Below are 12156 nucleotides of genomic sequence, written 5' to 3' on the forward strand. Positions count from 1 at the left end.
TTTTATCCGGTAGCTTTAGGCGCGCGGTACCAAGGGAAGCTCGATCGCGGAGGCGCGCGTTTGGCTGCGGCTGACCTCGATGGTCGGCATCACCCCATCGGGAATGCGCGAGAAGTGATCGCGGTCGGCCAGTGCGATCGCCACCCGCAGCCGATGACCGGCTTTGAACAGCCACGAGGTAGGCAGCAAATCAAAGGCGATTTCGCTGTACTCGCCGGGAATCAGATAGCGGGCATCACGCTCGTTGAAGCTGTGATTCGGCCCTAACGTCGGCAGATTCGGATGACTTTCGGCGATGCGCCGGTGTAGTGCTCGGAACACCCCTTCGGTGACGTAGGTCGCCCGCCCTTCGACGTCCACCTCTTCGATGTAGACGAACAGCGCGCAGTCCTGGGTATCGCTCTTGAGATGCAGTCGCACCACCGGGTGGCCGGTGAGCTCCATATCGGTCTCGAGCGGCGCCGTGTTGTAGCAAAGCATGCGTTGATCACGGCCATCCCAATCGCTGTAGTAGCGCTCGACGTTCTGGGCATAGAGCCGGTTGTAGCGCGACTGATTGCCGGTGCCGCAGGTGTAGTCGCCGGTGTAGCGGTCGGCGGCATCGAAAGCCTCGGGCGCCTCGCTCGAAAGTCCTTGCCCGGACTGGAAATAGAGCGTTTGCCACCGCATTTCGGCGGGTGGCCATTGGCTGGCGGACTTCCAGCGCTCCTCGCCCACGGTGTAGTAATGCACCGGTGGCTCGTTTGCCAGACCGGTATCGAGTCCCATCAAGTGCTCATCGAAAAAACGCAGGGTTTCAGCGAGCGGCTTGGACTGAGGTGCCGAGTCGTTTCGGTAGGGACTTGCGCCGGAACGTCCACCGTGGTCCCAGGCGCCCAGCATCAGGCGCTTGCGAGGGTTTTGCTGCCACAAGTAGCGAAGCGCCGCTCCCTTGGCGTAGTGCCCATCCATCCAGCCAGAAACGGTGTAAACGGCGGTCTGCTGGTCCGCTTCGCGGTTAGCGTAATGGTAGGGGCTGATGATCGCCGAGGTGAAGTCCGGGTCGGTATGCAGCGGCCTATCGCGGAAGGTGAACTGGTGGACGAAATCCGCCATGTCGAAGTTTGCCTTGTGCTCTTCGAGCGCCGCTTTCAGAAGGCGCTCGTCAGGATCATCGTCCACCGGCGCGGGGCCAGCGTAGTGCTCACCCTTGAAGTAAGGAAACTTGTCACGATCCTCGGCGGCGTCGTCGTCCAACGCGTCCATCAGGTTGCCGTACTCTTTTACCAGCCGCCGACACATTACCCCGCCGGGGTAGAGTTGGTTCGACCAGGTATCCCACACCGCCGAGTGCGGCACGATCGCCTTCACCGCAGGGTGTGCCCAGGAGGCGGTGAAGTCCGCCGCCGCACCGAGATACGAAATACCGGTCACGCCGATCGACCCGTTGCACCAGGGTTGGGCGTTGACCCATTCGACGATCTCCAGGTAGTCGCTGCGCTCCTTGGGCGAGCGCAGACCGGTGCGCACCCCGAAGGAGGCGCCGCTACCGCGTACGTCCACCGCTACCAGCGCGTAGCCTCGGGAAAGCAGCAGCGAACGAAACACCGCGATATTAGGGCAATCCTCCAGGTCTGCCGGCGCGCCGGGAGTGAGCTTCATGCGCCGATAGTAGGGCGTAAAGAACGCTACTACGGGGAACGCCTCATCGCTGGGCTCACGGCCTGGCAGGTGCACGTCGATGGCGATACGTGTGCCGTCCTGCATGGTGAGATAGCGCGAGCCAAGCCTTTGACCTTGATAGCGGGGGGGCCGCTGTTCGAGCCACTGTTCGGGGAGAAATTCGATCCTATCGGACATTCAAACCTGCCTTAAGTTAAGGTTGATTATTTTAAGGAAGGTTGAACCCGCAACTTTGACATGTCAATAATTAAAATAGACATTCCTATTTTGACTATCCGCCCCTGCCCGCGATTTGAGCCCCCCTAAGCCATGGGAAATAATGCGGGCTTTATTCACGAGGCACTCTCATGTACCGAAGCCGGAATCTCTTGCTGGCGGCCGGGGTTATGCTTCTCGCGGTACTTGGCGCCAGTGGCGCGCTGCTCTGGTGGCTGTTGGTGCTCGGCCTGGACCGCTCGCCTTACCACTGCGCGCTGGGCTTTGGCGGTATGGCGTGTTCGGATGCGCTCAGCGCCTTCGGCGCCGCCGTCGTGCTTTTGGGCTGGATCGGGGTAGTGATCGGCACCCTGGTCGTTGGAGTGGGGGTCTACTGGCAGCGGCTAATTGCGCTTTCCTGAAGCTTCGCTCATGCCCGCTCATTGGCGTAACCGGCCATTACTCAACGCAGGCCTCGATCAGTCCACGATCTGCTATCATCGCGCCCCTTGAACCCGCCCCTTCCTCGAGCCTTTTGGGTCCGTGCCGCTATCGCCGGCCTGGATGATAGATAAGGAACCTGCATGAACGCTTCGCCGTCCCCCACCGCCCCCTTGCCGGATGCCTTCCTGCAACGCCGCGTGCTGCCCATCCTCGGGCTTTTCGCCCTGGTGTACGTTGCCGCGCAGGCGCTGGATTACCACATCAATACCGCCGTCCTCACGATCACGCTGATGGTCACACTCTGTCTTCTCAAGATGCCGGTGGCGATCGCGTTGATCAGCGCGGCTCTTCTGGGGGCGCTTCACGGCGGGCTTTCGATGAATGAGGCGATCACCACCTTCAACGACAGCCTTCTGAACGGCGCTCAGGTCGGCATGACCTACGTGATGGTCGGCGCCTTCGCGGTGGCGATCGCGCGCAGCGGGCTATTGGATCTGCTCGCCCACCGCATCGCTACAAGGCTCGACTGGCGGGAGGGCGCGACCAACAAGGGGGTGAAGGCGAGCCTGTTTTTGGTCTTGATGGTCGCCTCCGTCATGTCGCAAAACCTGGTGCCGGTGCATATCGCCTTCATCCCCATTCTGATACCGCCGCTTTTGGGGGTGATGAACCGCCTTCGAATCGACCGCCGGGCGGTGGCCTGCGTGCTGGGCTGCTTCATCAGCGCAAGCTACCTGCTTTTACCCACCGGTTTCGGGGCGATCTATCTCAACGAGATACTGCTGGCCAACGTCAACGCGGTGGGTGAGAGCTTGAACCTGGCCGTGACCGCCGACATGGTGCCCAGGGCCATGTTCTGGCCGGTCATGGGGCTACTGGCCGGCGCTGCGGTTTGTCTGTTCTACAGCTACCGCCAACCGCGCGACTACCAGAGTGTGGCGGCGACCGACATCGAGCTCGAGACCCCGCCGCTCAAGCCCAATCTGCTGCAACTAGCGGCGACCGTGCTAGCGATCGGCGCGGCGCTGGCCTGCCAGCTCGCCTTCGATTCGCTTCTGGTCGGCGCCATGGTGGGCTTTATCATTCTGGGAATGAGCGGAGTGTTTCGCTGGCAAGAACAGGACGATGTGTTCACCCAAGGCATGCGCATGATGGCGCAGATCGCGGTCATCATCACGCTGGCTTCGGGCTTTTCCGGCGTACTCGGCGCCACCGACGAGATCGGCTCGCTGGTGGCCGCCACCGCCGAACTGCTCGACGGCAACATGCTGCTGGGCGCGGGGCTCATGCTGATCGTGGGGCTATTCATCACCATCGGCTTTGGCGACTCGTTTGCCAGCGTGCCGATTCTAGCGCCGATCTACATTCCGCTCGCGCTTGCGCTGGGGTTTTCGCCCATGGCCACGGTGGCGCTGCTCGGTACCTCGGCGGCGTTGGGCGATGCGGGCTCGCCGGCCTCGACCATCACTCTGGGGGCCACCGCCGGGCTCAACGCCGACGGCCAGCACGATCATATCCGCGACAGCGTGATGCCCATGTTCCTGCACGCCAACCTGGGCATGCTGCTGTTCGCTTGGGTGGCGGCAATGATGCTTTAAACGGCTGAGCGGGCGAGCGCCGCCTCTACCCGAGGCTACCCTCGCCCGCCTGGTGGGTTCAATCGTTATCGGCTCAATCGTAGCCGTAGTACTGAACGCCGATCTTGATCAGGTCGCGGCCCTGGGCGCGGCGGTGCAGGTTGGAGTCGCGCAGCGAGTAGACGCAGCCGCAGTACTCCTGCTGGTAGAAGTGCTCGCGCTTGCTGATCTCGATCATGCGTTGGCTGCCGCCCTGCTTGCGCCAGTTGTAGTCCCAGTACTCGAGTCCTTCATAGGGCGCCGCCGCCCGGTGGCCGCAATCGTTGATTTGGGACATGTCCTTCCAGCGCGAAATCCCCAGGGAGCTGCTGATCATCGAGTAGCCGTGCTCGTGGGCGTACAAGGCGGTGCGCTCGAAGCGCATGTCGAAGCACATGGTGCAGCGCACGCCGCGCTCGGGCTCGTGCTCCATCCCCTTGGCCCGCTCGAACCAGTTCTCGGTGTCGTAGTCGGCGTCGATAAAGGGCACGTTATGTTGCTCGGCAAAGCGGATGTTCTCCTCCTTGCGAATCTCGTACTCCCGCGCCGGGTGGATATTCGGGTTGTAAAAGAAGATGGCGTAGTTGACCCCGGTGGCGTGAATCGCCTCCATCACCTCGCCGGAACAGGGCGCGCAGCAGGAGTGCAACAGCAGACGATCGTTTTCGAGATCGAACCCCTCGGGCAGAGGCAGCGGCGTTCTTTCGATATCGGTCATAATAAAATCATCTCACCATGAGGAGCGTGAATATTGAACAGTGGCATTTGGGCCGCATGATAGCAAAAAAGTGCGGCGCGCTGGGGTTGATCGACAGTCGGGCAAGCAAGAGACGAGGTTCGCGTGGGGCCACGGCACAGCCGGCGCCGTACATCACCAACATATCCGCCGAGCCTGCCACGATTTCGTCCGGGTGGAGCTGGTCGACCAGCTGCACCACCGCCAGCGGGTAGAGCGAACTTGCCGGGCGGGCCGGTCATCTCAAGGAAGTCGGTTGGAGATTGGCAGAACATCACGCATAAAGAGGGCCACTCGCGGGCCCCACCATCGCAATTGCTGGCCGCGGGTCCGGCAGATAGAATGAAACACCAAATAAAACTTCACCCTTGGGTCAATGGCCCGACTGCGGAGCCTTCACGCCATGGCCACCTTCATTCCCACGCTTTCGACCATTGGCCGCATGACCAGTGGCGAGCGCCGCGTGGCGCAGCGCCTGGATAGCCTGCTCGAGGACGATTACATCGTCTGGTACGACATACCGCTGGGACGCCAGCGCCGCTATCCGGATTTCATCGTACTGCATCCCGCTCGCGGGCTTTTGTTTCTCGAAGTGAAGGACTGGAAGCTCGATACCCTGCACTCGATCACGCCGGAAAGCGCGGTCATCGATACCCCCAAGGGGCGCAAGACGGTGAGCAACCCGCTGGTTCAGGCGCGTCAGTGCGCCTTTACCGCTCTCAACCAACTTGAGCGTGACCCGCAACTCACCCAGGGCGATGGCCGCTATCAGGGGAAGCTTTGCTTTCCCTACGGGTTCGGCGTTGTGTTTCCCAACATCACCCGTCGCCAATGGGACGCCGCGATGAGCGAAGAGGCGCAGGAAGCCGTACTGCCTGGGCGCCTTCTGATCTGCAAGGACGAGATGCTCGCCACCGCCGACCCGGAAGCGTTTCAGGAGCATCTATGGGGAATGTTCGACTACCGCTTCGGCGACAAGCTTACCCTACCTCAGCTCGACCGCATTCGCTGGCAGCTCTTTCCTGAGGTGCGTATCGATGCCCCCACCGGCAACCTGTTCGATGACGAAGAGCAGAGTGAGGCGCCGGCCACGAACGTAGTGCCGGATATCGTGCGCGTGATGGACCTGCAGCAGGAGCAGCTGGCGCGCAGCATGGGCGACGGCCACCGGGTGATCCACGGCGTGGCCGGCTCCGGCAAGACGTTGATCCTGGGCTATCGCTGCCTGCATCTGGCGCAGGCCACCACCAAGCCGATTCTGGTGCTCTGTTTCAACATCACGCTGGCCGCCCGGCTTCGCTGCTTCATCGCCGAAAAAGGCCTGACCGAAAAGGTGAAGGTGCACCATTTTCACGAATGGTGCGGGCAACAACTCAAAACGTACCACGTCGATCTGCGGCCCGGCAGCCGCCCGGTGTACGAGCGCCAGGTGGAGAGCGTGATTCACGCCGTAGACCAGGGGCAGATTCCCCGCGCCCAGTACGCCGCCGTGATGATCGACGAGGGCCACGATTTCGAGCAGGCTTGGCTCAAGCTGGTGGTACAGATGATCGACCCGAATACCAATTCGCTACTCCTGCTCTACGACGACGCCCAGTCGATCTACCAGAAAGGCGCGCTGAAATTCCCGCTGTCGTCGGCCGGTATTCAGGCGCGCGGGCGCACCACCATCCTCAAACTCAACTACCGCAACACCCGCGAGATATTGAGCTTCGCCTACGAGTTCGCTCGGGATTTCCTCACGGCCCATGATGGCGACGACGACCACGTACCGCTGATCGCCCCGGAAGTGGCCGGGGTCCACGGCCCCAAACCCGCGTTTCGCGTCTTCAAAAGCGACGACGCCGAGGCCAACTACCTGGTGCGCTGCATAAAGACCTGGCAGGAACAGGGAAGCGAGCTGAACAGCATCGCGGTGGTTTACACCAGCAACGCGCAGGGAAAGCGCTTCCACGAGGCGCTTCAAAGCGCCGGCATTCCCAGCCGCTGCCTGCAGCAATCCTTCGATAAACGCCGCTACGACCCGGACGCCCAGGAAGTGGTCCTGCTCAGCCGCCAGAGCAGCAAGGGCCTGGAGTTCGACACGGTACTGCTCAGCGGCCTCGGCGCGCTCGACCCCGCCGAAGAAAATCAGGCCCAGGAAGCGCGGCTTCTTTATGTGGGCATGACGCGGGCGCGAAGGCGGCTGATGGTGACCGGGAGCAAGGTTAACTGGTATACCGAGCGGTTAGAGAAACTGGCGTCGGCTTGAGTGACTCACAAGGTAGCGGTAGAACAGGAAGTAAGTGGATGACTTACAAACGCCCCTGGAAATCCTTTCGCGAGCAGCTGGATCTACTCATGGCGCGCGGCATGCTGGTCGACGATAAGCCCGCCGCCTTGAGCTACCTGACGCGGGTTGGTTATTACCGACTGAGCGCCTACTGGTATCCCTTTCGGATTTTCGAAACGGTCGACCACGACCAACAGGGGCGGCCAATGACGCTGCCAAAGGATCGCTTCGTTGCCAACGCCCACTTCGTCGATGCGGTGCGGCTTTACCTGTTCGACAAGGAACTTCGACTGCGCCTCACCGATGCCCTGGAGCGCATCGAGATCGCATTGCGCGTCGATATCGCTCATCTACTGGGGGAACGTGACGCCTTTGCGCACCTGCACCGCGATACCTTCCATCCCTCCTTCGCCCGTAAAAAATCCGGAAAAGACCCACGTGATAACTTCGAAAAATGGCAGGAGCGCTGCGCAGGAATGGAAAAGCGCTCCAAGGAAGATTTCGTCAAGCACTACCGGCAAAAGCATGGGCCAAGATTGCCGATCTGGGTCGCGGTCGAAACCTGGGACTTCGGGACGATTTCGCAGCTTTTTGCCTTGATGAAGGTGCCTGATCAGTTATGCATCGCTCAGAAATATGGGCTTCAGGATTGGAAAGTCTTTCAGAGCTGGCTCCGGTCGCTGAATTACCTGCGCAACGTTTGCGCTCACCACAGCCGGCTTTGGAACCGTAACGTTATCGACCAGCCCAGACTGCCAGAGCCGGGTGCGTTAACGTGGTGCGACGCTTTTCACGATCAACGTCAATTGATCGCCCGCCCCTTCCTGCTATTGAGCATCGTTCGGCACATGACAAAAGTGGTCTGCCCGGAGACCGGGTGGCATCGACGCATGCAACTGCACATGGAAAGTTTTCCGGTACCGCACGCCCAGAGAAATCTAACGCTTGACGATATGGGCGCGCCGCCAGGCTGGGAGCGGTGGTGGGACGAGTAAGCGATTTTATGCCTAAAAAAAAGAACCCCCGCGTAAGCTCGTGAGAGCCAAGAGGCGGGGGCCGTGTTACATAACAGTATAGTGATACCTATACGTATCGGCAATACGTATAGGTATCCCTCTTTTCACATCATGCTAACAGCAATGTCATCGAACGGGAGCTGGCGCGGCGCTACGGTTTCATCGCCGACAGTGGCGCCCACTGGTACTTCAAGACCCTCAACTTGTTTTCCGAAGGCGACCAGGTCTGGGTCAACATTCCCAAAACCGGCTATGTGGGCGTGGTGGAAGTAATGAGCGAGCGCTGCCTGGCGGATGAGTTCATGGTCGAAACGATGGACGGGTTACAAAGCCTGAAAGCGGTCACCACGCCTGACGAGTACCCATACCTACACGATACAAACTCGATGAACGACGAAGAAACGCTGAAGTACATCGTGCCGGTCCGCTGGATTAAGAGCGTTCCTACCACTGAGGCTTTTCATGAGGTGGGGCTGTTCGGAAATCAGAACGCGGTGTGCAAACCGACCACGCCGAAGTGGGAGCATACGGTGGAGCGGTTGAAGCAGGCTTGGGGTGTTGTTTGAGCGCTTTGCTCAAGTAACGAGTATGAAAAAATGGTGGGCCCAGTAGGACTTGAACCTACGACCAAGGGATTATGAGTTCGCTTTTAAAACAATAAGTTACTGACACACAAGGAAAAGCGACCGTAATCGAGCGAAAGGTACAGTTCTTTTGAATCAGTAGATTAGCGAAAGTTGAGGATAGCACACGAAGCTGGTGTATGTACCGGTAGTGTACCGTTTTGAGCGGTGCACTACCGATAGTTCGATCTAGGCCACAGGGAGCCCTAACTTATCAAAGAACGCGCGATTCCTCTCATTGGCGGCCTTCACCAATTGATCGAAACTAATCACTTCTATGTAGGCATGAGAAGGTTCGTTATAGCCAAAATATCCCATCCCATCGGATGTGATTCTGAGGTTTGCCCGTCGGCATCTACGATGCATCGATTCAGTAAGATCGCAAAGCACATAGCAGTAACCCGGTATATCACTATTTTTAGGTATTGGACGACCAGACTTAGTTGTTACTTTCCCATCTCTAATCCTTTCCAAATAGCTTAAAGCTTGATCAATGGGGTCTTTATCCTCGCCCTCCCGCATATCATTGCGCATAGGTCGCTTAATCTCAATTACGGTAATTGAAGCAAGTGGAAAGCTATGCTGGTCATTTACCAAAATAGGGTTGTCGAAGACCTTAAGGGAAAGCAAGTCTGGTTCTTTTCCAGAGTCGCTGTTAGTAATCGGCATGGCATTGATAGTCTTATCTGATGCCATATAGTTGTGGAACGCCAGACGTTCATCAACTAGCCAGAGATTGCATGAGTCCAGAAATAGCTCACTTGAATCTTTGCGCATCGGCATAATAAGCTCGTGAATCATCTCTTCACGAGCGTACTTCCCATGATCTAATCTCTCAATAGACTTTGTCAAAAGATCGATGATAACTTTTCGATGAGAAACATAGTTCGCCAGGTCTGATTTTTTTATATCTTCAGCTTTACGCAAATAATCACCGAGCCGTTCTTTGTATGTTTCTTCATGCTCTTCACTTTGAGGCTGCATAATGTCATGACCTTCACTGACCAACTGGCGCTCTACTTTGTACCATTCTGCGTGAAGGTGTAGCTCTATATCCTTGTCCGATTTTTCGGGGTCAACAATGAGCATATCGCCTTCAACATAGCTGGTTATAGGTCGGTAGCGAGGTGCATGTTCATTAATAAAATCTTCTACCCGCTTTCTTCCTGCTGTTACATTTTCACAAAGAACATCTTTTAAGTATTCTTTTGTACGATCAAGTACTGCCTCACGTATTTCCTTTAAAGTTATTTCATCAAGAATATCCTCGACGTCTTCAGCTATATAAAATGAGGTTCGCTCAGTACGGACATGGTTATCCAAGTATTCAGAAGCCACATAACAAGTATAGGTAAACTCGCCAGATGAATCTGCAATCTTACCATAGAGCCCAGGAATCTTTCCCTGTATAATCTCTTCTTTTACCAGTCTACTCGATGCACACAAAGCAAGCTGATGCTTCTTATTAACAGATGCTCGAAATTTAATATGTGTTAACTCGAAATCCTGGCCTTTAATAACAATTGTTTCATGATAGGCACTGGCATGCATGTGTTGTTCATAGAGAGCGTCGAGGTCAACATTCTCCCCCATATCTGCAACCAGTATTTTCGGACTTTCCTCGTTGCGCACAAAGTACCAAAGCACATGTTCTAAAAGCTGATTAGCAATAGACTCACCCTTGGCAGGCACTTTCTTGCGGAAGCTCTCATCAAAGCCGATTAGCTTTATAGTCGTACCTGTTTGATCTTGTGAAGCTGCCAGAACTTTATCATCGTGGACACCAGACTTGTCGTCAAACCGAAAAAAGCGTTTGTTGATCTCGTTATCTTCATCGAAAAAATGGCTTTCTGATTCGACCACATCAAAGACCTTCAGCCACATTAACCGCCCTACGCCTCGGCAACCCTTGTCAATTTTGTGATCAGAATCAAGTGTTTCAAACGACTTGAAATTTTTAGAGTCAAAACCACAACCGTTATCTTTGATAGTGAAACCAACGATGGGGGGCAACGCCTTGGCATCTAGCTCCAAGTCTTCCTGAACATCTCGGTTGATTTGAAGAACAATCTTACCGGCAGCGTTTCCAACTCTCTCCTCAATAGCATGAATTGAGTTAACTACAGCTTCAAACACTGGTAAAAGTCCATGACTCTTTGGCAAAGAAGTATTTCGGAGCCGGCCCTTCAAGTTTGTTTGTAAGCTCATTGCGCCACCCCTGAGTTATCATCATCAGAAAGAAAACAGTGGAGCTGCTTTAGCTTAACAAGCATCTCGTCAAAAGTAATTATCTGTACATTTTTTGAATTCCGACGATAGATTTCTAGCGATTTTTTTTGATTTTCATCGGTAGGCATGGTGCCAATAATCAAGATACAGTGGATGGCATAAGATTCAATATCATAGACACGTGAATCAACTTTTATAGTTGAGATGTTTTTTTGTAACTGATAGCACTGATCTAAGACTTGTGTTACCGAGCCAGTTAGTTCTTTTGAAGCGGAAAAAACGGCCCCACGATACTGTGTTTTATTTAACAGCATTGAGCTAGGCTTTTTTATCTCAACAATAGCCAAGTTATTGGTAACACCGTTTTTTAACAAAAAATCGGTAATTTTTTCTCCATCTCCAGACAAGTGCTTTCCACCAACGCTAGCTTGACCAGAAATTTTTATGGCAGGGTAACCAAAGGCTAGATTGAGGATAAATGGATTATCATTAAACAGCTTCTGCCAAGTCTCTTCCCTTGCACTCTTAGACAACAGCTCTTCGTATTTCTTTATCAGAACCTCTAATGACACAAGCTCAATATCGTTTTTCAACCTCGAAAGAGTCACTGTATCAGTCTGTTCGATAGCAGACTTATCCCCTACAATAAGGTTCATTGCGGCCTGCTTGTCAGTATCTGATATCTTGATACTAAGCATTTTACTGATCGAATCGTTGGCTATTGGTAATGGCTTTTGCTCATTACCTAAAAGATAGGCAAGACGATTGTAAGTAGCAGCACTTTTTGAAATCCGTGCGGCTTTTCTGGCGCGTTCAGTTATTCGATTGCAATCACGGCGCATCTCATCATAATCGCCCCAACTTAGACAGAAGCGACCATCATCTTTATCTCTAGTTTCCTCATCACAAAGCACAAGAACTTTGCTTTTTGTCTGCTCTTCAACAGCCGATATAATGAATCGAAAATCTTTAATCAATCCCAACCCATAACGAACATCTTTAACAAACCCTGCTGGCATACCTTCCAAGGCAGACAATACGTCATCTTTGGTATAGGGTACGATGTCGATATCGAGAAGAAGTCTAATCTCCTCAATCTGCGGATATTTTTGATTTAGGTAGTCTGGATGGGTAGGCAGTGTGAAAATTGGATAAACTGAGATATAGCCATCCTTCCCATTAAACACGGCAATTTTTTTCCTAAGCTGCCTAGGGGCTTCAGACCCTCTGCCTGCAAGGTCTAAGTCGGCCTGGCTGGGAAGATAAAACACTTCAGTGCAATTTGGAAAAATCTCTTCGATCTCGATATCGAGATCTTCAGGACTGAAATCATTAGGAAATAACCTAGCCATAAGCATACCTG

At 54.9% G+C, this 12156-nt stretch carries 9 protein-coding genes; 5 read left to right on the plus strand and 4 right to left on the minus strand.

What is annotated here, in order from left to right; translation table 11 throughout:
- Positions 1-15 precede the first annotated feature (15 nt).
- Positions 16-1839: a CocE/NonD family hydrolase gene (locus ACGK9R_RS08450; protein WP_394580195.1), complete on the minus strand. Its 1824-nt coding sequence runs from the start codon at positions 1837-1839 to the stop codon at positions 16-18.
- Positions 1840-2048: 209 nt separating this feature from the next.
- Between ACGK9R_RS08450 and ACGK9R_RS08455 the strand changes: the two genes are divergently transcribed.
- Positions 2049-2279 carry a hypothetical protein gene (locus ACGK9R_RS08455; protein ID WP_394580196.1) on the plus strand — a complete coding sequence of 77 codons (231 nt, stop codon included), beginning with the start codon at positions 2049-2051 and terminating at the stop codon, positions 2277-2279.
- A gap of 162 nt (positions 2280-2441) precedes the next feature.
- Entirely contained in the window at positions 2442-3899 is a 1458-nt protein-coding gene (locus tag ACGK9R_RS08460) for a Na+/H+ antiporter family protein (RefSeq protein WP_394580198.1), read from the plus strand.
- Between the two features lie 73 nt (positions 3900-3972).
- On the opposite strand, the gene ACGK9R_RS08465 is transcribed toward ACGK9R_RS08460, so the two are convergent.
- Positions 3973-4635 carry an epoxyqueuosine reductase QueH gene (locus tag ACGK9R_RS08465; RefSeq protein WP_394580200.1) on the minus strand — a complete coding sequence of 221 codons (663 nt, stop codon included), beginning with the start codon at positions 4633-4635 and terminating at the stop codon, positions 3973-3975.
- Between the two features lie 421 nt (positions 4636-5056).
- On the opposite strand from ACGK9R_RS08465, the gene ACGK9R_RS08470 reads away from it, so the two are divergent.
- From ACGK9R_RS08470 to ACGK9R_RS08480, 3 genes are all read left to right on the plus strand, one after another.
- Positions 5057-6904 (plus strand): 3'-5' exonuclease, encoded by a 1848-nt coding sequence (locus ACGK9R_RS08470; protein ID WP_394580202.1) that lies wholly within the window; start codon positions 5057-5059, stop codon positions 6902-6904.
- 38 nt (positions 6905-6942) lie between these two features.
- Complete coding sequence (locus tag ACGK9R_RS08475; RefSeq protein WP_394580204.1) at positions 6943-7920, plus strand: Abi family protein; 978 nt, start codon at positions 6943-6945, stop codon at positions 7918-7920.
- Positions 7921-8144: 224 nt separating this feature from the next.
- Positions 8145-8507, plus strand: a complete 363-nt coding sequence (locus tag ACGK9R_RS08480; RefSeq protein ID WP_394580205.1) for a hypothetical protein — start codon at positions 8145-8147, stop codon at positions 8505-8507.
- A 246-nt stretch (positions 8508-8753) separates the two neighbouring features.
- Here the strand turns inward: ACGK9R_RS08480 and ACGK9R_RS08485 are convergent, their stop codons facing one another.
- Together ACGK9R_RS08485 and ACGK9R_RS08490 are read right to left on the minus strand one after the other, a co-directional pair.
- Positions 8754-10772, minus strand: coding sequence for an ATP-binding protein (locus tag ACGK9R_RS08485; protein WP_394580207.1), 2019 nt, complete (start codon positions 10770-10772; stop codon positions 8754-8756).
- On the minus strand, positions 10769-12145 hold the full coding sequence (locus ACGK9R_RS08490) for a Shedu immune nuclease family protein (protein ID WP_394580209.1): 1377 nt from the start codon (positions 12143-12145) through the stop codon (positions 10769-10771). The genes ACGK9R_RS08485 and ACGK9R_RS08490 overlap by 4 nt, the downstream gene beginning before the upstream one ends.
- Positions 12146-12156: the final 11 nt, after the last annotated feature.

Source organism: Halomonas sp. HNIBRBA4712 (assembly GCF_043558675.1).
Lineage (GTDB): Bacteria > Pseudomonadota > Gammaproteobacteria > Pseudomonadales > Halomonadaceae > Vreelandella.